This is a genomic window from Bosea beijingensis, from assembly GCF_030758975.1.
In the GTDB taxonomy this organism is placed as follows: Bacteria; Pseudomonadota; Alphaproteobacteria; order Rhizobiales; family Beijerinckiaceae; genus Allobosea; species Allobosea beijingensis.
In genome coordinates, this window is the sequence record NZ_CP132359.1 from 4,855,097 (window position 1) to 4,879,752 (window position 24,656).

A 24,656-nucleotide genomic window follows, 5' to 3' on the forward strand; every position below is an offset into this window, starting at 1 on the left:
CAGGCCTCCGCCGGGAGGCGGCAGGCCGGACCTATTTCTTCAGCCATGTCGTACGCACGAAGGAGCGGATATTCGCGGCGAGCGGCACATAGCCCTGCACATGGTTCCACCAGATCTCCCAGCGCAGCGGGTACTGGTAGATCTGGATGACATAGGCATTCTCGGCGATGCGCTTCTGGATCGCCTGGTTCTTCGCGGCGCGCTTGGGCACGTCGAGCTCGGACCGTGCCTCGGCGATCATCTTGTCGAGCTCGGGATCGTTCGAGCCCATCGCCTTGCCATAGCCGCTGGTCGAGACGATGTACTGGAAAATGCCATCCGGATCAGGCGTCCAGGACAACGCGACAGAGAGCAGCGTCGGCCAGTCACCGCTCGCCCATTTTGCGAGAAGCGGCGCGGTCTCCATCGGCACCAGCTTCACGGTGATGCCGGCCGCCTGCCATTGCTGCTGCAGGATCTGTGCGCAGGCGACGTCGAGCGGGTTGGCTGCGACAACGATATAGTCGCCGAGGTCGATCCCGTTGGGATAGCCGGCCTCGGCCAGCAGCGTCTTCGCCGCAGCCGGATCGTGCTTGTAATAGGGGAGCTCGCCGACGCCATCATAGCCGCCGACCTGGCTTTCCGGGATCATCGCACCGACCTTGCCGGCGCCGCCGAGCACGGTGTCGAGGCAGGCCTTGCGGTCGGTCGCGAGGCTGAGCGCGCGACGCACCTTCACGTCGTTCAGGGGCTTCGCCTTCATGTTCAGCCAGATCGGAAAGGTCCGCGAGGTCTGACCGGGCGCCGAGACGAAACTTTGCGAGGCCCGCGAGATCGCGGTCGCGACCTTCGGGTCCTTCACCCAGGTCATGTCGATGGCGCGCGAGCGCAGCGCCGAGGTCAGCGTCGCCTGGTCCTTGTAGAACTTGAAGACCACCTTCGCGAGATAGGGCTCGCCCTTCTCGTAATAGCCGTCGAAGCGCGTCAGCGAGAATTGCTGGTTCGGCCGATAGGCCTCGAAGGCGAAGGGGCCGGTGCCGACCGGCTGGGTGACGAGGTTCTCGACGCCGGCCGGCACGATCGCGCCGTTCGGGTTGCTGGCGAGGTTGCTGAGGAAGGCCGCATCGGTGGCGTTGAGCTGGAACTTCACCGTGAAGGGATCGACCACCGTCACCGACTCGACGCTGGAATAGAGCGCCTTGAGCCTGCTGCCCGTCGCAGGGTTCATGATCCGGTCGAACGTGTGCTTGACGTCGGCGGCGGAAAAATCCTTGCCGTTGTGGAATTTCACGCCCTGCCGGAGCTTGAAGACATAAGTCTTCGGATCGGGCTGCTCGTAGCCCGTGGCGAGGTCCGGCTCGACCTTCATCTCAGCGTTCCAGCGCAGCAGGCCGGTATAGAGCAGGCTGGTGAAATCGAAGGACGAGAAGGCGTTGACCGTGACCGGATCGAGCCCGATCGGGTCGGCATCGGCACCGATCGTCAGCGTGCCGCCGGCAACCGGCGTCTGCGCCTGAGCCAGGCTGCTCCACAGGCCGGGCACCGCAACCGCCGCGCCGCCTGCCGTCAGCAGTTGCAGCAGGCTGCGCCGGTGCAGGCCCTGCGCGGCGAGGTCGGCATCATCGGTCATCGGGAATGACGGTGTCGTCACGAACGATCCTCCAGCATCCTGCTTGCCGGCCAGGCTGGCCGCTTCGGCGCGAAACGGGAGCCAGCCTTCGCCGTGCTTCCCGCCATCGCTGCCCGTCTCGTCCGCGTCGCGGATGGCGGGCCTTCCCTCTGTGAGATGCAGGCTAGGAACGGCCTGAATTCACGTCAAGGATTGCAGGTTTCACCAGAAGGAACAGATTCGGAAGCGCGTCAGAAGAAGGTCCGGATTGCGCCGGTGACGTTCCAGTCATCGTCGACCAGCATCAGCACCGCCCATTTGTCGAAGGTCAGGCAGGGATGGGCGATGCCGAAGGCCACCAGATCACCGACCTGGAGCGGGCTCTCGTCAGGCGTGCCGAGATGGCAGTGCTGATCGTTGAGCGACAGGACGTGGTGGCCGGGCGGCATCGCCGCGGGGCGCGCCATCCCACTGCCCGGGCGATACCAGCGCAGCGGAACCGGCAAAGCGGAATCATAGGTTACGTCGCGCTTGCCGAGCGTGAGCAGGCTGCGTCCGCGCTCCGGCCGCGACTGGACATAGGCCCAGACCTCGAGAGCGGGTTCGAGCCCGCCCGGCGGCAGCTTGAGGCTGGTCTCCAGTATGATCCGACGGAAAGAGGCCGAATAGCCGAGATCGTCATGCGTCAGGTAGCAGCCGGAGCGCAGCACCTTGAGCAGCGGGCGCCCGAGGCTCGCCGCGTTGAATTTTTCGCCGACGCGGTCGAACAGAGCGGTTCCGCCGGCGCTCAGGACCAGAGGCTCGGGACCGAGCAGGCCCTCGGTATTCGCCGCCGCCGCGACAGCAATCACCTCGTCGAGCAGCTTATCCGCGCCGGCACTGTCGCTGTGCAGGCCCTCGAAGCATTCGAAGCCGGAAAGCCGCAAACCCGGCGTACCTGCAACGGCCCGCGCCACGGCCAGCGCCTCTTCGCGGGTCCGTGCGCCGGTGCGCCCGCCCATGAAGCCGATTTCGACGAAGACACGCAACGGATTGTCACCCGCATGTCCCTTCGCAGCCTCCGCCAGCAGACCGACCCCGGCGACGCTGTCGGCAAGGCAGTAAAGCTCGAAGCCCGGCTCCCGCAGCGCCTCGAAACAGGCCGCAACCTCCTGTCGCCCGATCGGCTGATTGGCGAGGATGACGCGTTTGACGCCAAAGTGCCGGGCGACGGCGAGCTGCTGCATCGTCGCGACGGTGATCGCCCAGGCGCCATCCGCGATCTGCAGGTCGAAGAGCTGCGGCGCCATCGTGGTCTTGCCGTGCGGCGCGATGAGCAGGCCATTCGCGGCGCTGAAAGCGCTCATCCAGGCGCTGTTGGCCTTGAGTACGCTTTCGCGGATCACGGCGAGCGGCATCGGCATGTCGCCGGCGAGCACGTTCCAGCCCTGCCTGCCGACATCGCCGAGCCGGAGCGACGCGCCCGGCGGCAGGCCCTTCACCAGCACATCGAGGCGCTGGTCCTCGATCTCGCGGAGCGAGAGGCGTGGAAGCGGAGCGGAAGCAGTCACAGCCATGGGTTCGGGTCCAGCGGAGAGAAGGGGCGTTTCACCTTGGTATAGGGGATCTTGCTCGCATCGGGCGGATAGGGTCCACCGCTGTCGAGGTAAAGCACTTGTGCCGCGATCGGTGCGAAGGCGGCGTGGAAATGGTTGGAGGATTTCACCACAACGACCCTCTTCGCGCGCAGATCGATGCCCAGATCGGTGAAGACCGGCGGGCTGAAGGTCTGCGCCCGCGTCGAGGCCAGCACGACGTCGAGCTTGCCGATCCGGATCGCAGCCGCCGGCCCGAGCGAGACCCAGCTCTGCTCGAACGGAATCAACAGGTCCGCGGTCGTGCCGATGACCGTCACCACCGCATCGATCGGCCGGCCCGAGGACGGCGCAGCCTTGCCTATGAAACGCAAGGGGATCTCAGAGCCGACGCCGGCCGCCCGGCACAGGCTCACGGCAACCGGATCCCACATCGCACCGATCGCCGCCGGAACCTCGGGATGCTTCAGCAGCGCCTCGACCATCACCGAGGAATCGCCGGCGACGCCGCCGCCCGGATTGTCCCAGCGATCCGCCAGCACGACCGGCTTGCCGGGTTGCGCCAGCTCCAGCGCCGCCGCGATCCCCTCCTCGGGCTTGTAGTGTTTCGGCGAGGCGCCCTGCCCCCAGCGCAGGATTTCGAGGCCGAGCTCCTTCGCCAGCGCCGTTGCCTTGGCCTCGTCGCCATCGGCGATGACCAGCACCTTCGTCCCGACATCGGCGACATCGGCCGCCTGGAAGCCATGCGCGACCGAGATCGAGAGGATGCCGCCCTTGCCCTCCATCGCGAGCAGCCGGTCGACGAAGCTGCGGCCGGGCTCGCGGCTGGTCATGAAGGCGGCGAGCCCGCGGCAGTCGAACACAGCGCTCACCGGCTTCACCTGCTTGCGCGCCGTCTTCAGGCAGAGCTCCAGCAAATCCTCGGCTCGCGCCAGAAAATCCGTATGCGGGAACTCCTTGAAGGCGACGATGATGTCGGCCCCCTCGACCATCTCGGCTGTCAGATGGCAATGCATGTCGAGCTCGGCTCCGACCACGCAATCCGGCCCGGCCAGCGCCCTGACCCGCGTGATCAGGTCGCCCTCGCAATCGTCATAGCCGCGCGCCACCATCGACCCGTGCAGGCCGAGCAGCACGATATCGACCGGCAGTGCAGCCTTGAGCTGATCGAGGATTTCGTCGCGCAGGCTCTCATAGGCCTCCTGCGAGACGAGGCCCGCGGGCTCTGCCCAGGTCGCAGTGCCCTCGACCAGTTCGTAGCCCTCGCTGGCGGCCCGGCGGCGCGCCGCGACGGTCGGCGCCGAGCACAGCGTCGGCGTGTCCGGATGCGTGCCGGGCGGGCAGTAGAAGCCGCCCTCGAAGGCACTGCGATCGACGAAGAGCGGCGCGAAGGTATTGGTTTCCGTCGCCAGCGACGCAGTGAAGACGCGCATTCGCATGCTCTTTCGGTCAGAGGCGGCAGCCGCCCCTTCGGACTGCCGACCCGCCCATGAAGCCGGGACTGGGCGCGGCCTGTCAAAGCACCCGCGTTCCTCCGAATGGAACAATGCAGGCTTGATCCGGAACAGATCGGTAGCCGAGATGAATGCATCCTGTGAGCAAGGAGCTTCAGCCGATCATGTCCCGCCGCCGCATCCTGCTGGGATCGCTCTTCCACGAGACCCACAGCTTCGTCGACGAAGAGACGACGCTCGCCGATTTCACCATCCGCGAGGGTGAAGAATTGCTGGCCCGCCGCGGCGACGGCTCGACGCTCGACGGCTTCCTGGAGGTCGCCGAGGCCGAAGGCTGGGAGGTGTTGCCGACCATCGATTATGGCGCCTTGCCGGCCGGCACGGTCGACCACGCGGTGTTCCAGCGCTTCCTCGCGGAATTCGACGCCGGATTGAAAGCGGCCCTCGCCAATGGTGGTCTCGACGGCATCTGGCTTGCCCTGCATGGCGCCATGGTCACGACCGAATGCCTCGACCCGGAAGGTGCGTTGCTGGCCCATATCCGCTCGGTGCCCGGCTGCGAAACGCTGCCGGTCTTCGCGGTCTTCGACCTGCACGCGAATTTCACTGCGGCGATGGCCGAGCATGCCAACGCCCTCGTCGCCTATCGCGAGAATCCGCACACGGATGCCCGAGAATCCGCCGTCCGCTCCGCGAGATTGCTGGCAAAATCGCTCGCCAGCGGGAAGCTGCCCCGCATGCTCTCCTGCAACGCTCCCGTGATCTGGCCGCCGACCGGCACCGGCACCGCCGACCGGCCGATGCACGACCTGGAGGCGCTGGCGCGCCGGATCGAGCAGGAGAATCCGGATATCTGGGTGGCGAATGTCGTCGGCGGCTATTCCTTCTCCGATGTGCCCGAGGCCGGCGTCGCCTTCGCTGTTGCCTTCACCGGCCCAGAAGCAGCGGCCCGCGACGCATTGGATCGCCTGACCGCGACCGCGACGGAGCTGCGCGAATCCGGCCTGCCGGCGGAATGGAATCTCGATGAGGCGGTCGCGGAGATCCTGCGCTCCGAGGGCGGGCCGTATATCGTGGTCGAGCCATCAGACAATATCGGCGGCGGCGCGCCGGGCGACGCGACCTCGGTGCTGCGCGCCTTCCTGCGCCATGGCGTCGAGAACTGCACCGTTGCCATCGCCGATCCGGCGGCCGTCGCTGCCATGGCGGGCGCGAAGCCCGGCGAAACCCGCAAGCTCTCGATCGGTGGCAAGGGCAGTCCCATCGCCGAGGGGCCGGTCGAGATCGAGGCCAGCTTCGTCAGCGCCAGCGATGGCGAATTCGCGCTGGAGGACCTCAGCAGCCACCTTGCGGCGGCGCAGGGCTCGCATTTCAGCATGGGACCGTGTGCGGTCGTACAGGTCGAGGGCGTTACCGTGCTGCTGAGCAGCCGCAAGACCCCGCCCTTCGATCTCGGTCAGCTCCGCTCGCAGGGCATCCAGCCGGAGACGCTGAAGGCGATCGGCGTGAAGGCTGCGGTCGCGCACCGGCGCGCCTACGACAAGATCGCCAGGGGCAGCTTCACCGTGACGACGCCCGGCCCCTGCACCAGCCGGATCGCGGGCCTACCCTACAAGCGGCTGCGCCGGCCGGTGTTTCCGCTGGATTGATGCCAGCCGTCATTTCCGGGTGAAGCGAAGCGCAGACCCGGGAATCTTATGCCGGGTAGGTGGGAGGGGCCTCCTCCGGTCTGAGATGCTCGGGTCAGGCCAGAGCATGACGGCCATGCTCGCGAAGCGCATTTTCTCTCTTGAACCTATAGTGACTACAGCTTGTAGAGACGTGTCCCATAGCGAAATCGAGATGGAAACACGTCATGGCCACCCGCCCCGAAACCACAGCCCAGCTTCTGTCCTGGAAGGTCGGCGGCATGGATTGCGCGAAGTTCGAGCATCTTGGGATCGACCATGATCAGGCGGCACTCTTCCGGCTTCAGCCGGTAGAGGATCGACAGGATCATGGTGTTGATCGCCACCGACTTGCCCGAGCCGGTGGTGCCGGCGACGAGCAGGTGAGGCATCCGCGCCAAGTCCGCGATGACCGGCTCGCCGCCGATGGTCTTGCCGAGGCAGAGCGCGAGCTTGTGCTTGGTCGCCTCGAAATCCTGGCTGGCGAGCAACTCGCGCAGGAAGACGGTCTCGCGGCGGGTGTTAGGCAGTTCGATGCCGATCGCGTTCTTGCCCTGCACCACCGCAACACGCGCCGACACAGCGCTCATCGAACGCGCGATGTCGTCCGCCAAGGAAATCACGCGGGACGATTTCGTGCCCGGAGCGGGTTCAAGCTCGTAGAGCGTCACGACCGGGCCGGGGCGCACCTGCGAAATCTCGCCGCGCACGCCGAAATCCTCCAGCACGCCTTCGAGCAGGGTTGCGTTCTGTTCCAGCGCATCGGTCGAGACCGCATTGGCGGCGACCTTCTTCGGCTCCGCCAGATAGGTCAGCGGCGGCAATTCGAACGTGTCGCGGTCGAGCAGCGAGGGCTGCGCCTCGCGCTGCATGCGCTTGCCGGGCTTCGGCGCGGCGCGCGGCATGGTCACGCGCGGCGCGTTGAGGTCGCGCAGGTCTTGCGGCTCGTCATCGAGATCGAAGGGCGCATCGTAATCGTCGGCCGCCCGGCCGGACACGGCAGGGCGGGTGCCGGGCAGGGGCTCGGGATCGAATTCGGGCAAGCTGCGGCGGCCGGCCTGTGCCTCGCCGAATTGCGGCTCGCGGCGGACGCGGCTGCTGTCGCGCGTCGGAACCACGCCGGCATCCACGGCAGGCTCGGGTGGTTGCGGCAGGCGGCGCAGGATCGCGGCGCGCAGCGCCATCGCGCCATGGGCGAGCCAGCCGATCAGGATGACGGCGATGCCGGGCTCGTCGTCGCGACGCTCGTCGTTATCGGACCAGCTATCCTCGGTTTCGTCGCTGTCGAGGGGGGGATCTTCATCGGTGACGAAACCGAAGCCGGCGGCGGCGGTGACCGCGAGAATGGCGATGCCGGCATAGAGGAAGCCGACGAGGCTGCCGACCGCGCTGCCGGCAATGCCCGCGATATTGCGGGTGCCGAAGAGCAGGCCGTCGCCGATGACGCCGCCCATACCGGTGGGCAGGGGCCAGCGCGGGGTCGCGGGGAGCGCGCTGGCGACGGCGGCCGTGGCGGCGACGCCGATCACCCAGAGGCCGAGTTTCAGCGCGCCGCGATCGAAAATGTGGAAACGGACGAGCCGGAGCGCCCAGATCACCGGCGGGAACAGCAAAGCGATGACGCCGAGCCCGATGAGCTGCATCAGGAGGTCGGCGACCATCGCGCCGGGGCGGCCGAGCCAGTTGCGGACCGCGCCGCTGGTGGCGTTGTTGAGACTGGGATCGTCGACCGACCAGCTCGCGAGCGCCGTGGATACCGCGATCATCAGGGCGAGGACGCCCATGCCGGTCAGCTCCGAGGCGCGGCGCGACAGGAACTCGCGCACCGAGTCGGGCAGGCGGTCCATGAGCGATTGGGAGCGGCGGATCGTGCGCATGCGGTTTCGGGTCTTGTCCGGGCTGTCGGGCCGCATCATTCCGGCCATCAGCGGAAGGTTAGGAAGCCGAGGTTAAGACCCGCTTAACCTTGAACCGCGCTCGTGGACTCCTGCCGCCGATTGTCGGGAGCGGATGGAACGGATCGCGGTGCCCTGCCTTTTGAATCCGAGACGGACAGGAGGTGTTCCATGACCGGATCGAAGACCGTTCAAGCCCGGATCGCACGGATCTGGCGTGGCCGCACGACGCGCGAGAAAGCCGATGACTATGCCGTTTACCTGCGCAGAGAGGGCGTGACGCCGCTGCTGGAGAAGGCTTTGGGCGCGCAGATGTTCCGGGAGGATCGCGAGACCGAGAGCGAGTTCGTCACGATCTCCTATTGGGAGAGCGTCGAGGCGATGTCCCGCTTCGCCGGGCCCGATCCGCGGCGCATCCACCACTTGCCGCGCGATGCCGAGTTCCTGATCGAACTGCCCGCTGCCGTGCAGGTTCTCGAGATCGCCGTGAACGAGCCGGGTTGAGGCCGAGAAAAAACCCCGGCGGTTGCCCGCCGGGGTCGAGGTACCGCCGAGGCGGTGGGAGGATCACATGTTGTAGGCGCGCTCGCCGTGCTCGGCGATGTCGAGGCCCTCGCGCTCCTGATCGGAGGTGACGCGCAGGCCGATCACCGCGTCGATGATCTTGAACAGGACGAAGGAGCCGATGCCGGACCAGGCCACGGCGATGACGACCGCAACGAACTGCTTCCAGACCTGGGCGCCCATGGCGTAGTCGGCGACGCCGACGCCGCCCAGAGCGGGCGCGACGAAGATGCCGGTGCCGATCGAGCCGATGATGCCGCCGACGCCGTGGACACCGAAAACATCGAGCGAATCATCGTAGCCGAGCGCGTTCTTCACCGTGGTGCAGAAGAAGAAGCAGACCACGCCGGCAATGGCGCCGAGCACGATCGCGCCCATCGGACCGACGAGGCCGGCGGCCGGGGTGACCGCGACGAGGCCGGCGACGATGCCGGAGAGCATGCCGAGCAGCGAGGGCTTGCCCTTGATGATCCATTCGATGAAGAGCCAGCCCAGTGCCGCGGCGGCCGTCGCCGTGAAGGTGTTGATCATGGCGAGCGCCGCGCCGCCCGTGGCTTCGAGATTCGAGCCGGCATTGAAGCCGAACCAGCCGACCCAAAGCACGGCGGTGCCGATAAAGGTCATGGTCAGCGAGTGGGGCGACATCAGCTCGCGGCCGTAGCCGATGCGCTTGCCGATCACGAGCGCGCCGACGAGCGCGGCGATGCCGGCATTGATGTGGACGACCGTGCCGCCGGCGAAATCGAGCGCTCCGAGCGTGAAGAGGTAACCCTCCGAGAACCAGACCATATGCGCCATCGGGAAATAGACGATGGTCGCCCAGAGCAGGACGAAGAGAAGCAGGGCCGAGAACTTCATGCGCTCGACGAAGCCGCCGACGATCAGCGCCGGCGTGATCATGGCGAAGGTCATCTGGAAGCTGATGAAGACGTATTCGGGGATGACGACGCCCTTGGTGAAGGTGTCGGATGTGCTCTCGACGGTGACCCCGGCGAGGAAGGCCTTGGAGAAGGAGCCGATGAAGCTGGTCAGCGCACCGCCGCCGGTGAAGGCCAGGCTGTAGCCGTAGACGACCCAGACGATGCACATCATGGCGGCGACGGCCGTGACCTGGCTCATCACCGAGAGCATGTTCTTCGAGCGGGCGAGGCCGCCATAGAACAACGCAAGGCCCGGCAGCGTCATGAACAGCACGAGCAGGGTCGAGACCAGCATCCAGGCGGTGTCGCCCTTGTTGGGCACGGCAGCGGCCGCAGTCGCCGGGGCCTGAGCCAGAACGGCGCCGGCCGAAAGCGCGGTGAGAACGAGGCTGGCGGACCCGGCCCGCAACGAGTTCCTGAAAATCATCGTCGAAAACTCCTGGAAGGGGCGTGGCTCAGAGCGCGTCGGCATCGGTTTCGCCGGTGCGGATGCGCACGGCCTTCTCGATCGAGGAAACGAAGATCTTGCCGTCGCCGATCTGGCCGGTGCGGGCAGCGGCCGTGATCGTCTCGATCACCCGGTCGACGAGCTCGTCGGAGACAGCGACCTCGATCTTGATCTTCGGCAGGAAGCTCACGGCATATTCGGCGCCGCGATAGATTTCGGTATGACCCTTCTGCCGGCCATAGCCCTTCACCTCGGTCACGGTCAGGCCATGGACACCGACGGCGGTGAGCCCGTCGCGCACCTCCTCCAGCTTGAACGGCTTGATGATCGCCATCACGATTTTCATGAGCTGGGTTTCCCGTCTGCGCCGCCCGGTCGTCAGCCCCGGCGATCTCGTTGCACCTCTCGCGCCTGCGGGATCGCAGTTGCGTCGCAACATGCAATTCAAGGGACGTGCCAACCCGCTCCGGACGGCGCAGAGGCGCATCCGGAGGTGGAATCACGAAGGTCACAGCGAAATGGCGGGGAGATTTGCCTAAGAATCAGGCAGTAGCTTGGATTCTACGCATCTGCCCGAAATCCGGTCAGCCGAGATCGGGCCGGGGCCGGACGAGCCCTTCCTGGGCGACAGAAGCGACGAGGCGGCCCTGCCGATCGAAGACGAGGCCGCGCGAGAAGCCGCGCGCCCCGGAGGTCGAGGGGCTGTCCTGCGAGTAGAGCAGCCAGTCGTCGGCCCGGAACGGGCGATGGAACCACAGGGCGTGATCGAGGCTCGCGGCCTGGATCTTCTGGTCGAAAACGGTCGCGCCATGGGCGATCAGGCTGGAATCGAGCAGCAGCAGGTCGGATGCGTAGGCGAGCACGCTACGGTGAAAGGCCGGCTCGTCCGGCAAAGGTTCGATCGCGCGGATCCAGACGTTGAATTTCGGCTCCAGGCTGCCGCCGCCGCGATAGCGATCCAGCTCGACCGGGCGAATCTCGATCGGCCGCTTGCGCTGATAGAAGGTCTGGAGCGGGTTGTGCTCCGGCGCGGTGAAGAGCTTCACCATCTCCTCGCGATCCGGCAGCTCTTCCGGCATCGGCACCTTCGGCATCGGCATCTGGTGCTCGTAGCCGGGTTCCTCGACATGGAAGGAGGCCGACATGGCGAAGATCGCCTCGCCCTTCTGCACGGCCAGCACGCGGCGCGTGGTGAAGGAGCGGCCGTCACGCAGGCGGTCGACCTCGTAGACGATCGGCACCTCGGGATCGCCCGCCAGCAGGAAATAGGCATGGAGCGAATGCGGTTGCCGGCCTTCGACCGTCTTGCAGGCGGCATAGAGCGACTGCGCGATGACCTGACCGCCGAAGACGCGCGGCCAGCTCGATTTGGGGCTGCGACCGCGGAACAGGTTGCGCTCAAGCTGCTCGAGGTCGAGGATCGCCGTCAGGGAGGCGCTGATCTGGGACATGTTCGGCGGTATCGCGGTCTGGTTGACGGACGAGCCGGCGCCCCGCACAGGGACAACCGGTTTCGCCTGGCATCAGCACCGAGGCATCCCGTGGCGTCAAGTTGGCGCGGAGAGAAGGACGGTATGGCTATCGAACAAGGCAGCGGCGCCATGCGCATCGTCATCGCCGGCGGCGGCATCGCCGGGCTGGCATTGGCGCTCGCGCTGAAGCAGGGGCTGGGCGAGAGCTTCTCGGTCATCCTGGCCGATCCGGCTCTGGCGGCGGCGCCCCGCGTCGATAATCGGGCCTATGCGGTCGCGGCTGGCGGTCGGGCGATGCTGAAGACGCTGGGCATCTGGGATGCGATTGCGCATACCGCCCAGCCGATGCTGGAGATGATCGTCTCGGACAGCCGGACCGAAGATGCGGTCCGCCCGGTCTTCCTGACCTTCGACGGCGAGATCGAACCCGGCGAACCCTTCGCCCATATGATCGAGAACGCGGCGCTGGTCGCGGCGTTGAAGGCGTCCTGCGAGAAGGCGGGCGTTGAATTGCGCAGCACCGGCGTGCAGCGTTTCACGGCCGATGATGCCGCGGTCGAACTGGTTTTCAGTGACGGAACGCGCTGCGCGGCTGTTTTGCTGGTCGCGGCCGATGGCTCCCGCTCGAAACTGCGCGAGCAGGCAGGTATCGGCTGGGTCGGTTGGGATTACGGCCAGTCCGGTATCGTCGCGACGATCGGGCATGAGCGGCCGCATGACGGCCGAGCGGTCGAGCATTTCCTGCCGTCGGGGCCGTTCGCGATCCTGCCGCTGGCCGATGGCGGCACGCTCGGGCATCGCTCCTCGATCGTCTGGACGGAGCGGGCGGAGAATGTCGCGCCACTGCTCTCGCTCGACGCCCAGGACATGCTGGCCGAGATCGAGCGGCGCTTCGGGCTCGAACTCGGCGAGATCGCGCTGGAAAGCGCTGTCAGCGCACATCCGCTCGGCTTCGGTGTCGCGCGGCGCTTCGTCGGCGAGCGGCTGGCCCTGCTGGGCGATGCCGCACACCTGATACATCCGATCGCCGGGCAAGGCCTCAATCTCGGGCTGAAGGACGTTGCGGCGCTGGCCGAGGCGGTCGTCGATGCGGCGAGGCTCGGGCTCGATCCCGGCTCGGCCGATGTGCTGGAAGATTACGAGAAAGCGCGGCGCTTCGACACGGTGGCGATGGGTGCCGTGACCGACGGGCTGAATCGGCTGTTCTCGAACGATGCGACGCCGCTCAGGCTGGCGCGCGATCTCGGGCTCGGCATCGTCGACCGGATGCCGGGGCTGAAGCGCTTCTTCATCCGCGAGGCGGCAGGCGTCGCCGGCGCGCCGCCGCGGCTGCTGAGAGGCGAGGCGCTCTAGCCGCCGCACGCTGCCCCAGAACGACGCCCTGTCTCAATCTTCCAGTTGCCGCGCCTCTTCCGGCAGCATGATCGGGATGCCGTCGCGGATCGGGTAGGCGAGCTTGGCCGGCCGGCTGATCAGTTCCTGCTTCGCAGCGTCATATTCCAGCGTCGCCTTGGTCAGCGGGCAGACCAGGATTTCGAGCAGCTTGGGGTCGATGCGGGTGGTCGTGTCGGCTTCGCCGGTCATCGGTGTTTCCGTTCAACAAGTGCATCGGACCGAAAAGCGGCTACCGCCCTCCGGTCCGATGTCAAGACATAGAGCTCAGGTCGTTTGGCGCGTGGCGCGCTCGGCAACCTAGCGCTTGCGCGGCAGATCGGCCAGCATGCCGGCCGCCACCATCAGCTTCGGCAAGGTGAGACCGGAGCTGGCGATCGCGTTCACGGTGCTGCGGGTGCGCTCCGCATCCTCGCCGCGCTCGCCGAGCCAGCTCTCCAGCGTGCCCTGCCCCTTGGCCGAGGCCGAAACCTCCTGCGTCAGGTTGGACTGGGCGTCGTCGAGGGTCTCGACCGCACGTTCACGGGCGAGGCGCTCGTAATCGTCAGTCGCAGGCACGGCCGCCGCCGCGGCCTTCAGGCTCGACAGGCCGAAGAGCGCGTCGACGCCGAAATGGATGCGGGCGACCTCGCCGATCTTGCGCTTGCTGCGTTCGGCGATGTCGACGATGTCGGTGGCTTCGGCGAGCGCCGGCAGGCTGGCGACGCGCGTCGCCAGCGCTTCCGGTACGCCCTCGGAGGTCAGCACGGCGATGCGCGCGAGCCTTGCCTGCGAAGCGGCCTCGGGCAGCAGGCTGCCGAGATGCTCGGACAGTTCCTTCACGCCCTTGGCATAGCGGGCGATGGTCTGCTCGATCGTGCCCGGCTTGGCGACGCTGCGCCGCAGGAACCAGCCCATGCGGTTGGTGACGAGCTCCTGCGCGGCGCCATAAAGGCCGAGCTGGGTCCTGCCGGGGATTTTCGCATCGAGCGCGTCGATCTCGCCGTTGAGCGCGATGAGATCGAAGGAATCGCGCGCGATCGCGTAGGCCGCCGCGATGGCCGGCGCATCCGAGCGGGTCAGCGCCGCCAGCACCGGCACGAGGGCCGGGCCGCCGCGGTTGACGATGGCATTGGCGAGCTGGGTCGCGACGATCTCGCGGCGCAGCTTGTGGCTGGCGATCGCATCCGGATAGGCCTCGCGCAGCGCCTTCGGGAAATAGCGGACGAGTTCGGTCGCGAGATAGGGATCGTCCGGCACCGAGGATTCGAGCAATGCGTCGTGCAGCGAGAGCTTGGCATAGGCGAGCAGCACGGCGAGTTCCGGCCGGGTCAGGCCTTCGCTGCGCTTCTCGCGCTCGGCAAGCTGGGCATCGCTCGGCAGGTATTCGACGGAGCGGTCGAGCTTTCCGTCCTGCTCCAGCGTCTGCATCAGGAAGCGCAGGCCCGGCGTCGCGGCCGCCCCTTGCGCCTCGGTCAGCGAGAGCGCCAGCGTCTGCAGGTAGTTGTTGCGCAGGACGAGATCGCCGACCTCGTCGGTCATCGCCGCCAGCAACTCGTTGCGCTTGTCTTCCTTCAGGCGACCGTCCTTCACCGGGCCGGCGAGCGCGATCTTGATGTTGACCTCGACGTCGGAGGTGTTGACGCCGGCGGAGTTGTCGATCGCGTCGGTGTTGATCCTGACGCCCTTGCGGGCCGCCTCGATGCGGCCGCGCTGGGTGACGCCGAGATTGGCGCCCTCGCCGACGACACGCGTCCTGAGATCGTTGCCGGTGATGCGGATCGCGTCATTGGCGCGGTCGCCGACCTGGGCGTCGGTTTCGTCGGTCGCGCGGATATAGGTGCCGATGCCGCCGAACCAGAGCAGGTCGACGCGCGCCTTGAGGATCGCCGTCATCAGCTCAGGTGGCGAGACCTCCTTCTTGTCGAGGTCGAGCAGTGCGCGAACCTCGGCCGAGAGCGGGATGCTCTTGGCCTGGCGCGAGAACACGCCGCCGCCCTTCGAGATCAGGCTCTTGTCGTAATCGGCCCAGGACGAGCGCGGCAGGGCGAAGAGGCGCTGACGCTCGGCCAGAGACTTCGCCGGGTCGGGGCCCGGATCGAGGAAGATGTCGCGGTGGTCGAAGGCCGCGACCAGCTTGATCGCCGGCGAGAGCAGCATGCCGTTGCCGAAGACGTCACCCGACATGTCGCCGACGCCGGCGACGGTGAAGGGCGTGGTCTGGATATCGACATCGACCTCGCGGAAATGGCGCTTCACGGCTTCCCAGCCGCCTCGCGCCGTAATGCCCATGCCCTTGTGGTCGTAGCCCTGCGAGCCGCCCGAGGCGAAGGCGTCGCCGAGCCAGTGATGCTTCTCCAGCGAGATCGCGTTGGCGGTGTCGGAGAAGGTCGCGGTGCCCTTGTCGGCGGCGACGACGAGATAGGGGTCGTCCCCGTCATGGCGCACCGTATCCGGCGGCGGCACGATGGTCTCGCCGTCGAGATTGTCGGTGAGCTCGAGCAGGTTGCGGATGAAGATGCGGTAGCTCTCGGTGCCTTCGGTGAGCCAGGCGGCGCGGTCCGAGGCCGGCGGGAGCTGCTTGGGGAAGAAGCCGCCCTTGGCGCCGACCGGCACGATCACCGCGTTCTTGACCTGCTGAGCCTTGACGAGGCCGAGCACCTCGGTGCGGAAATCCTGCGGCCGGTCGGACCAGCGCAGGCCGCCGCGGGCAACCTTGCCGAAGCGCATATGGATGCCCTCGACGCGCGGCGAATAGACGAAGATCTCGTAGAGCGGGCGCGGCAGCGGCAGGCCGTCGACCTTGGCGCAGTCGAACTTGAAGGTGATGGTCTGGCGCGGCTGGCCGTCGGGACCGATCTGGAAGAAGTTGGTGCGTAGCGCAGCGTCGACCAGGTTCACGAGGCGGCGCAGGATGCGGTCCTCGTCGAGGCTGGTGACGGCGTCGAGGGCCTCCTCGATCTCGGCATGTTTCTGGGCCATGCGCTGCTCGCGTTCGTCCGCCGGGACGCGCGGGTCGAACTTGGCAGTGAAATAGGCGACGAGCCCGGCAGCGATATCGGGATGGCTGGTCAGCGCATCGGCGATATAGCCCTGGGCATAGGGTGCGCCGGCTTGGCGAAGGTAGCGGCCGAAGGCACGCAGCAGCGCGGCCTCCCGCCAGGCGAGGCCGGCGACGAGCACGAGCTGGTCGAAGCGATCGGATTCCGCGAGGCCGCGGAACTGCGCCATCAGGGCCGCCTCAATGGTCGGATCGAGATGCTCGATATCGATCTCGCCGTCGTCGGCGCGCTCCAGCGTCATGTCATGCAGCCAGATGCGAACCGCGTCGCCGTTGCCCTGCGGCATGACGTTGTAGGTCCGCTCGTTGACGACGCGGAAGCCCATGTTCTCCAGCACCGGGACGCGGGCCGAAAGCGAGATCGGCGCGCCCCGCGAGAACACCTTGAGATTGGCGCGCTTGGCGTCGTCGCCCTCGCGCCGGTAGAGATTGACGGCGCGCGCCCGCTCCGGCGTGAGCTGCTGGAGCATCTCGATATCGACGAGCGCGTCGGCGGCCGAGAAGCGCTCGCGATAGGCGGCGCCGAAGGCCTCGGCATAGCGCTCGGCCAGCGCCCGGGCGGCGGGGCCGGCCTTCTCCTGGTCGAGCACGTCCTTCAGTCCGTCGCCCCAGGTGCGGACGATGGCGCTGATGCCGGATTCCAGCGTCGAACGCTCGACGCGCGGGGTTTTGCCCTCGTCGCGGCCGATGATGTAGTGGGTGCGCGAGAGCGGACCCTCGGGGTAGGCGGGGTAGGCGGCCGAAAGGCGCCCGCCATAGACCCGCGCCAGGAAATCGCCGACGCGCAGGCGCACCGTGGTGTCGTAGCGGTCCTTCGGGATGAAGACGAGGATCGAGACGAAGCGGTCGAACTCGTCGACGCGGGCGAGCGCGCGGATGCGCGGCCGCTCGGTGAGCTGGAGGATGTCGAGCGCGAACTGCTCCAGCGTCGCCACGTCGATCTGGAAGAGTTCGTCGCGCGGATAGGCGTCGAGCACGTTCATCAGGGCGCGGCCGGAATAGCTCGCCGGGTCGAAGCCGATATTCTTGGCGACGCGCGCGACCTTGAGGCGCAGATAGGGAATCGCGCGGGCCGAGCCGGTATAGGCGTTCGAGGTCAGCAGGCCGACGATGCGTAACTCGCCGTCGAGACGGCCGTCCGGCGTGAACAGCTTGACGCCGACATAGTCGAGATGGACGCGCCGGTGGACGCGGCTCTTGACGTTGGCCTTGGTGATGATGAGCGCCTGGGGCTTGGCCAGGAAGGAGCGCAGCTCCGGCGTGACCGTGACCAGCTCACGGCCCTTGCGCAGGACCTTGACGGTGGGATCGCGCAGGATGCCGAGGCCCGAGCCTTCGATCGGGTCGGCCGCGACGTCGCCGCCCGGGAAGCGATAGGCGCGGATGCCGAGCAGGGTGAAGTTGTCGCCGGCGATCCATTCGAGGAATTGCAGCGCCTCGTTGATCTCGTCCTCCGGCAGCGGCGGCGGATTGGCGCGATAGGCCTGGATCACCTCGGTGATGCGGCCGCGCATCGCGGCCCAGTCATCGACGGCGAGCGCGACATCGGCATAGACGTGGTCGAGCCCGGCGCGCAGCTTCTCGCGGGCTTCCGGCGTGTCGATGCGCGGGACATGGATGTGGAGCAGGCTCTCGCGGCGCGTGCCCTCGGGGGCGCGACCGGCGGCCTCGCCGGCGAGCGAGGCGAACTTGCCCTTGGCGTCGCGGGCGACGGCCAGGATCGGGTGGGCGACGAGGCGCGGCTCATGGCCCTGCTCCTGCAATTCGGCCAGCGTCGAATCGAGCAGGAACGGCTTGTTGTCGTTGACGACCTCGAGAACGGTGAGCTGGTTCTTGCGCTCGCCCTCGCCGTATTCCTCGTCGCGGAAGCGCAGGTTGATCCTATCAGGCTTGCGCGGCTCGGCGAGCTGCTCGAAGGCGGCGGCTGCGGTACGGGCCAGCATGTCGGCCGGAAGGGCTTCGAGATCCTCGGCGACTGAGCGGCCAAAGAGCAGGCGGGGGAACTCGGCAGGCATCGAACTCTTCAGTCCGGTGGCTGCGGCCTCGATCGCTGCGATTGCACTCGCAGTCGCGTTCGTCACCCGTTTGCCCATATCCCAACCCCAGTTGTTTTGCCGCAGCGATGACATAGGCTGCGGAGCCTTTCAACTTGCCGTGCCTGAAAAAGCGGCAAACCGACGCTCCCCGACTCGACAGGACACACCATGGCAACAAAGCATGACAAACCCAAGGTGGGAGAAGAGCCGGCGCGCCAGGATTCGCCGCCGGCCGTGATGGCGCTGGACCTGAAGCCGGGTGCGCTCTCGGCCGAAAATCAGGCCTATTTCGCGAAATGCCAGGAGAAGCTCGGTTTCGTGCCGAATGTCCTGACCTCCTACGCGCATGACGACGCCAAGCTCACGGCATTCGCCGCCTTCTACAACGACCTGATGCTGGCGCCGTCCGGCCTGTCGAAGCTGGAGCGGGAGATGATCGCGGTCGCCGTCTCCAGCGTGAACCGCTGCTATTACTGCCTCACTGCCCATGGCGCGGCGGTGCGCCAGCTCTCCGGGGACCCGGTGCTGGGCGAGCTGATGGTGATGAATTATCGGGCGGCGGACTTGTCGGTTCGGCACCGGTCCATGCTCGATTTCTCGGTCAAGCTGACGGAGACGCCGCATCTCATCGGCGAAGACGACAGGGAAGCGCTGCGCAAGGCCGGGTTCGGCGAGCGCGACATCTGGGATATCGGCGCCGTCGCGTCGTTCTACAACATGTCGAACCGGATGGCCTCGGCGGTCGATATGCGGCCCAACGCCGAATATCACGGGCAGGCTCGGTAGGGCGCTCCGGAATGACAGCGGTGGTGCGAGGCCGCCGCGATCTCCAAGTCTGTATCGGAAAAGAAAAACGGCCGGCGCAATGCCAGCCGCTAGTTGGCCTCGACTCGGTGGCCCGGCTCCGCCCGAACTCCGGGGGGCTGGGGGGCTGACAAACCGGCGATCAGCGAAACCGGGCCGTCGAGGCAACGCAGAGAGTTGAACGTCGCAACTTGGCGCTCGCTTGACGCGTTCGCGGCGAAAATGGGGCATTCGCTGACAATGCCGACCCAGGCAGCGGTCCCGCGCCGGCTTAGTCCCTTGCCAGCACAGGACTGCAGGAGCATCATCCTCGCATGATTTGGTGAGGCCCCGACCAGGGAGGCGCCATGAGCGAGAGCGAAACGCCACAACCGCAAGCCGCCGGCGCGGTCGTGAACTTCCCAGCGCCGGCGCGACTAACCACCGTGACGTTCGACCGGCGCGAACTCAGCGAATTGCTCAATCTCTATGGCCGGATGGTCGCGGCCGGCGAATGGCGCGACTACGCCATCGATTTCCTGAAGGACAAGGCGCAGTTCTCGGTGTTCCGGCGTTCGTCCGAAATGCCGCTCTACAGGATCGTCAAGGACCCGGCGCTGGCGCGGCGGCAGGGCGCCTACTCGGTCGTCGCGGCGACGGGGCTGATCCTGAAGCGCGGCTCGGAGCTCTCGCGCGTGCTCAAGGTGCTCGACAACAAGCTCAGCGTGGTGAGCTGACGCGCCTGCCCGTCCGTGGCTGGTGTCAGATGCCGGGCGGCGTGCTGGCGCCTTCGCCCAGCTCCTTCTGCATCAGCATCTGGTCGAGCCAGCGGCCGTGCTTGAAGCCGACCTTCTCGGCGACCCCGATCAGGCGGAAGCCCGCCCGCTCATGCAGGCGCCGCGAGCCGACCGAGGCGCCGGTGCCGTCGCCTATCACCGCGATCATCTGGCGAAAGCCGCGCTCGGTGCAGGCCTGCATCAGGGCAGCGAGCAGCAGCCGGCCGATGCCGAGTCCCTGCGCCGTCGGCGCGAGATAGATCGAGTTCTCGACGGTCGAGCGGTAGGCCGGGCGCGGCCGGTAGGCGCCGGCATAGGCATAGCCGAGGATCTCGCCGTCCCGCTCTGCGATGAGATAGGGATAGCCACCTGCCAGGATCGCTTCGTAGCGCCGCTGCATCTCCGCCTCGTCCGGCGGCTCCAGCTCCCAGGAGGCCGTGCCGTGCAGCACCGCATCGGCGTAGATGGCGGCGATGGCGGGAATGTCGGCGGGATGGCCCTGGCGGATCGAAGGCGTCGTCATGCCCGAAGCATGAGCAATGCGCGTGCCAGAAGGGAAGCCCCGCTCAAAGAAAAAGCCCCGGCCGTGAGGCCGGGGCTCGTGCGCTCCCGTTCAGGAGCATGTCGTTCTCACTCGCGGTTGCCGATCAGCGAGAGCAGGAACTGGAACATGTTGATGAAGTTCAGGTAGAGCGACAGCGCGCCGTTCACCGAGAGCTTCGCAGCTTCCTCCGGGCCGAGGTCCGAGGAGAGATACATCTCCTTCAGGCGCTGGGTATCCCAGGCGGTCAGACCGGCGAAGATGCCGACGCCGACCAGCGAGATGACGAAGCCGAGCGCACCCGAGGCCAGGAAGATGTTCACGATCGAGGCCAGGATCAGGCCGATCAGGCCCATGACCAGGAACGAGCCCATGCCGGAGAGCGACTTCGTGGTGGTGTAGCCGTAAAGGCTGAGACCACCGAAGGCCGCCGCGGTGATGAAGAAGACCTGCACCACTGACGCGCCGGTGTAGCGGATCAGGATCGTCGAGAGCGAGACGCCCATCACCGCCGCGAAGGCGAAGAACATCGTCCGGGCGGACGCGGCCGACATCTTGTCGGCGCGGAACGAGAAGAAGAAGATGAAGGCCAGCGGCGCCAGCGCGACCACCCACATCAACGGCGTGCCATAAAGCAGCTTGCCGAAGGCGGTGAGATAGGTGTTGCCGATCTTGGCGACGGCGTTGGCCTGATCGGTCACGGCCATCTTGTTGATGCCCAGCGCGAACAGCGCCGAGATCGCAAGGCCGATCACCATGTTGTTGTAGACGCCGAGCATGAACGAGCGCAGGCCCTGATCCATCTCGACGGCGCTGGTCTGCTGTGCGCGGCCGGCACCCCAGACTGGAGCATTGCGGTCGAAGTTGCTCATTAAAAGAGTTTCCCCTGACTTAGTTTCGGACGACGGAGGGCGCACAGGCGCCAGCCGTCCTCGCGCACGAAAGTCGCGATGACGGGAATATGGGCGGCTTTGCCGGTTCTTACAAGAGCCCGCCATGGTTAAGGCCGGTGCCGGGATAGAAGTTCGGCACTGCACCCATGCAGAATTACAGGATTTTAATGTCTATCGAGAGTCGTTCTCAGATAGTCATCATAAATTCCTGAGATGAGAAGCCGGCGCTTTCGTCAGTATTTTTATCGTACCGACGAGCCCGAACAGGACGGTAACGCCAACGGCGGCAGTCGCAGCCAGTATAGCTCCTATGGGATCACTGACGAACTCGATCCGCATCACTTGCGTGACGATGCCCCAGCCTGCCGCTGTACCCGCGAGAACGCCGAAGACGGCCGCGACGAGGCCGATGGCGGCGTATTCAAGGGCGTACGACGAAAGTATGAAGCGGCGGGTCGCGCCGAGCGTCTTCAGGATCATCGCGTCATAGAGCCGCGCCCGCTGACCGGCGGCGAGCGCGCCGCCGAGCACGAGCAGGCTGGCTGCGATGGCGAGGCCCGACGCGCCGCGGATCGCCATGGCGAGCTGGGCGACGATGGTGTTGACCGCTTCGAGCGCGTCCTTGACCCGGACCGCGGTGACGGCGGGGAAGTCGAGCGCGAGGCGTCGCATCAGGGCGGCGTCGGTCGCGCCCTGGCCGTCCGGGTTCGCCGCGACGGTGGCGAGATTGGTGTGCGGGGCACCAGCGAAGGTGTTGGGCGAGAACACCATGACGAAATTGATGCCGAAGGAGCGCCAGTCGACCGTGCGGAAATTGGCGACGCGGGCCGTGATGTTGCGGCCGAGCACGTTGACGGTGAGCCTGTCGCCGATCTTCAGGCCGATACCGGCGGCGTTTTGGGAGTCGAAGGAGACCAGCGGCTCGCCGCGATAATCGGCCGGCCACCACTCGCCGGCTGCGACGCGCGAGCCTTCCGGCAGCGCGGCGGCGTAGGTGATGCCGCGGTCGCCGTCGAGCACCCAGGCGGATTGCTCGCTCGCCTTGATGTCTTCGGCACGGGTCTCGTTCACGGAGACGATGCGGCCGCGCATCATCGGCACGCGCTCGGTCTTCGCGCCCGGCCGTTCCGCGGCGAGGAAGGCATCGAAACGCTCGGAATCGCGGCTGGGTACGTCGAGGAAGAAGAAGCTCGGCGCCTTGTCGGGCAGGGCGCCGGTGAGCTGCCGGGTCAGGCTGACATCGATGAAGGAGAGTGCCGAGAGCAGGGCGACGCCGAGGCCAAGCGACAGCACGAGAGCGGGCGTCAGCGCGCCCGGGCGATGGCTGTTGGCGAGCGCCATCCGGAGCGCCGGGCGGCGCGGGCGCGGGATGCGGCGAGCCAGCGCCATCAGGCCGAGCGAGACGGCGCGCAGCAGCAGGAAGACGCCGAACATCACGCCGATATAGATCAGCGCGATCCGACGCTCATAGGCGAAGCCGATGGCGACGCCGGCGAGACCGGCCAAAGCGAGCGCGCAAAGCACGAGATAGATCGCGCGCGGACGGCGCGGATCGGGCTCGACCTTGTCGCGGAACAGGGCCGAGACGGAAATGTCATGGGCACGGCCGAGCGGGATGATGGCGAAGACGAATGCGGTCAGCAGGCCGTAGAGCGCGGCGATGGCGAGTTCGCCCGGAGCCAGCGTGGGTTCGAACGGCACCGGCAGGATGCTCTGGACGATGGCGCCGAGGCCGAAGGGCGCGGCGGCGCCGAGCAGGAGGCCGATCGCGGTGCCGATCGCGGCGACGAGCATGACCTCGGTCAGATGGATCGCGACGACGCGCCCGCCGGTCGCCCCGACCGCCTTCATCGTGGCGAAATCGAGCTTCTTGGCTTCGACGAAGCGGCGCACCGCATTGGCGACGCCGACGCCGCCGACGAGCAGGGCGGTGAGGCCGACCAGCGTCAGAAACTGGGTGAAGCGTTCGAGATTGCGCTGGAAGCTCGGCGCCGCATTGGCGCGGGAGCGGATTTCCCAGCCGGCATCGCGCTGCTGCGTGCCGGCGTCGGCGATCAGCTTGTCGAGATCAGCGTCGCTCGTCGCGGTCTGCGGCAGTTGGAGGCGGTAGGTCCAGCGAATCAGGCTGCCGGGCTGGATCAGGCCGGTCGCCTTCAGCGCCTCCTGCGACATGAGAAGGCGCGGGCCGAAGCCGACGCCGGCCGCGATCTTGTCGGGCTCGGAGATCAGATTGGCGCGCAACTGGATTTTCGCACCGCCGACCGTGACGATGTCGCCGGGCTTGAGGTCGAGCCGGCCGAAGAGGACGGGATCGGCCACAGCGCCATAGGCGCCATCGCGCGGGTCGAGCAGGCCGGGTAGCGGCGCCTGCGGATCGGTCTCGACCGCGCCGATGCTCGGATAGGCCGTGTCGACCGCCTTGATCTCGACGAGGGCCGCGCCCTTCTCGCCGGCATTGGCCATGCCGCGCATGGTGGCGATGCTGGAGACGGTGCCGCGGGCGGTCAGAAAAGCGAGCTCGGGCGGCGTGGCCTCGCGGTGGATCAGGCTGAAGGCCGCATCGCCGCCAAGGATGCGCCGGCCTTCTCGGGCCAGTCCCTCGGTCAGGCCGCGCGAAGCCGAGGCCACCGCGGCGATGGTCATCACGCCGAGCGCAAGGCAGGCGATGAAGATGCCGAAGCCGCGCAAGCCGGCGCGCAGGTCGCGGATGGCGAGGCGCAGGACGAGGCCGATGCCCGGAACGCGGGCGGGAGGGAGCGAGGTCGGCTTAACGGGCGCGTGCATCAGGCGACCACAGTCTCGGGCTCGGCCTCGATCACGCCGGAGCGCAGGCGGACCGTGCGCTCGCAGAGCGCGGCGAGCGAGAGATCATGCGTGACGAGCACCAGCGTGGCGCCGCGCTCGCGCTTGAGGGCGAAGATCAGATCGACGATCGAACGGCCGGTCGATTCGTCGAGATTGCCGGTGGGCTCGTCGGCGACGAGGATTGCCGGGTCCGGCGCGACGGCGCGAGCGATGGCGACGCGCTGCTGCTCGCCGCCGGAAAGCTGGGCGGGATAGTGGTCCATGCGATGGCCGAGCCCGACATTGCGCAGCTCCGCCTCGGCGCGGCTAAAGGCGTCCGTGTGGCCGGCAAGTTCGAGCGGCAGGGCGACGTTCTCGCGCGCCGTCATGGTCGGGACGAGATGGAAGGATTGGAAGACGATGCCGATATGCCGGCCGCGGAAGATCGCGAGCCCGTCCTCGTCGAGGGCGCCGAGATCCTGGCCGGCGACCTTGACCAGGCCTGAATCGGGGCGCTCCAGGCCGGCCATGGTCATCAGCAGGGTCGACTTGCCGGAGCCGGAGGGGCCGACGAGGCCGGTCGCCTCACCATCGGCCAGCGACACCGATACGCCCTTGAGGATATGGACGCGGGCGGCGCCACGCCCCAAACTCAGGTGGACATCCTGCAACTCGATTGCCGAAGCGGCCTTATCGCTCATCACGCCATGATCCCGACTTACGCTTCCATCACCAACCCCGCTCGCACCGTATCGCGCCACGAGCGAGGCGGAACCACGGCGCGGCGTGGTCTGCGGCCATATGGGCTCAGGTTCGCGCTTGTCCAATC

The 24,656-nt window shown here is 67.2% G+C and carries 18 protein-coding genes; 5 read left to right on the top strand and 13 right to left on the bottom strand.

The genetic code is table 11. The features are described from left to right. Nucleotides 1-31 precede the first annotated feature (31 nt). The 3 genes from Q9235_RS23220 to Q9235_RS23230 all read right to left on the bottom strand — a co-directional run bounded on the left by Q9235_RS23220 (nucleotide 32) and on the right by Q9235_RS23230 (nucleotide 4,595). Nucleotides 32-1,630 (bottom strand): ABC transporter substrate-binding protein, encoded by a 1,599-nt coding sequence (locus Q9235_RS23220; protein WP_306224143.1) that lies wholly within the window; start codon nucleotides 1,628-1,630, stop codon nucleotides 32-34. 209 nt (nucleotides 1,631-1,839) lie between these two features. Beyond that, the gene (locus tag Q9235_RS23225; RefSeq protein WP_306224144.1) at nucleotides 1,840-3,144 is read right to left on the bottom strand and encodes an alanine racemase; all 1,305 of its coding nucleotides are present in this window, start codon (nucleotides 3,142-3,144) and stop codon (nucleotides 1,840-1,842) included. After that, nucleotides 3,135-4,595 (bottom strand): M81 family metallopeptidase, encoded by a 1,461-nt coding sequence (locus Q9235_RS23230; RefSeq protein WP_306224146.1) that lies wholly within the window; start codon nucleotides 4,593-4,595, stop codon nucleotides 3,135-3,137. The genes Q9235_RS23225 and Q9235_RS23230 overlap by 10 nt, the downstream gene beginning before the upstream one ends. 185 nt (nucleotides 4,596-4,780) lie before the next feature. On the opposite strand from Q9235_RS23230, the gene Q9235_RS23235 reads away from it, so the two are divergent. After that, nucleotides 4,781-6,265, top strand: a complete 1,485-nt coding sequence (locus tag Q9235_RS23235) for a M81 family metallopeptidase (protein ID WP_306224147.1) — start codon at nucleotides 4,781-4,783, stop codon at nucleotides 6,263-6,265. A gap of 155 nt (nucleotides 6,266-6,420) precedes the next feature. Here Q9235_RS23235 and Q9235_RS23240 read toward each other — a convergent pair whose 3' ends face one another. Next, complete coding sequence (locus Q9235_RS23240) at nucleotides 6,421-8,160, bottom strand: DNA translocase FtsK (RefSeq protein WP_306224148.1); 1,740 nt, start codon at nucleotides 8,158-8,160, stop codon at nucleotides 6,421-6,423. A gap of 189 nt (nucleotides 8,161-8,349) precedes the next feature. Between Q9235_RS23240 and Q9235_RS23245 the strand changes: the two genes are divergently transcribed. Next, nucleotides 8,350-8,682 (top strand): antibiotic biosynthesis monooxygenase family protein, encoded by a 333-nt coding sequence (locus Q9235_RS23245; RefSeq protein ID WP_306224149.1) that lies wholly within the window; start codon nucleotides 8,350-8,352, stop codon nucleotides 8,680-8,682. A 63-nt stretch (nucleotides 8,683-8,745) separates the two neighbouring features. On the opposite strand, the gene Q9235_RS23250 is transcribed toward Q9235_RS23245, so the two are convergent. From Q9235_RS23250 to tesB, 3 genes are all read right to left on the bottom strand, one after another. After that, entirely contained in the window at nucleotides 8,746-10,089 is a 1,344-nt protein-coding gene (locus Q9235_RS23250; protein ID WP_306224150.1) for an ammonium transporter, read from the bottom strand. A gap of 28 nt (nucleotides 10,090-10,117) precedes the next feature. Further along, nucleotides 10,118-10,456 (bottom strand): P-II family nitrogen regulator, encoded by a 339-nt coding sequence (locus Q9235_RS23255; RefSeq protein ID WP_306224151.1) that lies wholly within the window; start codon nucleotides 10,454-10,456, stop codon nucleotides 10,118-10,120. A 238-nt stretch (nucleotides 10,457-10,694) separates the two neighbouring features. Next, the gene (tesB, locus tag Q9235_RS23260) at nucleotides 10,695-11,561 is read right to left on the bottom strand and encodes an acyl-CoA thioesterase II (RefSeq protein WP_306224152.1); all 867 of its coding nucleotides are present in this window, start codon (nucleotides 11,559-11,561) and stop codon (nucleotides 10,695-10,697) included. 123 nt (nucleotides 11,562-11,684) lie between these two features. On the opposite strand from tesB, the gene Q9235_RS23265 reads away from it, so the two are divergent. Beyond that, nucleotides 11,685-12,935, top strand: a complete 1,251-nt coding sequence (locus Q9235_RS23265) for a ubiquinone biosynthesis hydroxylase (protein ID WP_306224154.1) — start codon at nucleotides 11,685-11,687, stop codon at nucleotides 12,933-12,935. A gap of 33 nt (nucleotides 12,936-12,968) precedes the next feature. Here the strand turns inward: Q9235_RS23265 and Q9235_RS23270 are convergent, their stop codons facing one another. Both Q9235_RS23270 and Q9235_RS23275 read right to left on the bottom strand, forming a co-directional pair. Then, complete coding sequence (locus Q9235_RS23270; RefSeq protein WP_061966490.1) at nucleotides 12,969-13,166, bottom strand: Trm112 family protein; 198 nt, start codon at nucleotides 13,164-13,166, stop codon at nucleotides 12,969-12,971. Nucleotides 13,167-13,274: 108 nt separating this feature from the next. Continuing rightward, nucleotides 13,275-18,107, bottom strand: a complete 4,833-nt coding sequence (locus Q9235_RS23275; protein WP_422678233.1) for an NAD-glutamate dehydrogenase — start codon at nucleotides 18,105-18,107, stop codon at nucleotides 13,275-13,277. 180 nt (nucleotides 18,108-18,287) lie between these two features. Between Q9235_RS23275 and Q9235_RS23280 the strand changes: the two genes are divergently transcribed. Together Q9235_RS23280 and Q9235_RS23285 are read left to right on the top strand one after the other, a co-directional pair. Then, nucleotides 18,288-18,836, top strand: coding sequence for a peroxidase-related enzyme (locus Q9235_RS23280; RefSeq protein ID WP_306228424.1), 549 nt, complete (start codon nucleotides 18,288-18,290; stop codon nucleotides 18,834-18,836). A gap of 365 nt (nucleotides 18,837-19,201) precedes the next feature. Next, nucleotides 19,202-19,570: a DUF2794 domain-containing protein gene (locus Q9235_RS23285; RefSeq protein ID WP_306224158.1), complete on the top strand. Its 369-nt coding sequence runs from the start codon at nucleotides 19,202-19,204 to the stop codon at nucleotides 19,568-19,570. 25 nt (nucleotides 19,571-19,595) lie between these two features. Here Q9235_RS23285 and Q9235_RS23290 read toward each other — a convergent pair whose 3' ends face one another. From Q9235_RS23290 to Q9235_RS23305, 4 genes are all read right to left on the bottom strand, one after another. Beyond that, nucleotides 19,596-20,132, bottom strand: a complete 537-nt coding sequence (locus tag Q9235_RS23290) for a GNAT family N-acetyltransferase (protein WP_306224159.1) — start codon at nucleotides 20,130-20,132, stop codon at nucleotides 19,596-19,598. 107 nt (nucleotides 20,133-20,239) lie between these two features. Continuing rightward, nucleotides 20,240-21,022, bottom strand: coding sequence for a Bax inhibitor-1/YccA family protein (locus tag Q9235_RS23295; RefSeq protein WP_306224161.1), 783 nt, complete (start codon nucleotides 21,020-21,022; stop codon nucleotides 20,240-20,242). 219 nt (nucleotides 21,023-21,241) lie between these two features. Further along, nucleotides 21,242-23,827, bottom strand: a complete 2,586-nt coding sequence (locus Q9235_RS23300; protein WP_306224162.1) for an ABC transporter permease — start codon at nucleotides 23,825-23,827, stop codon at nucleotides 21,242-21,244. Continuing rightward, nucleotides 23,827-24,528 carry an ABC transporter ATP-binding protein gene (locus Q9235_RS23305; RefSeq protein WP_306224163.1) on the bottom strand — a complete coding sequence of 234 codons (702 nt, stop codon included), beginning with the start codon at nucleotides 24,526-24,528 and terminating at the stop codon, nucleotides 23,827-23,829. The genes Q9235_RS23300 and Q9235_RS23305 overlap by 1 nt, the downstream gene beginning before the upstream one ends. Nucleotides 24,529-24,656 lie beyond the last annotated feature (128 nt).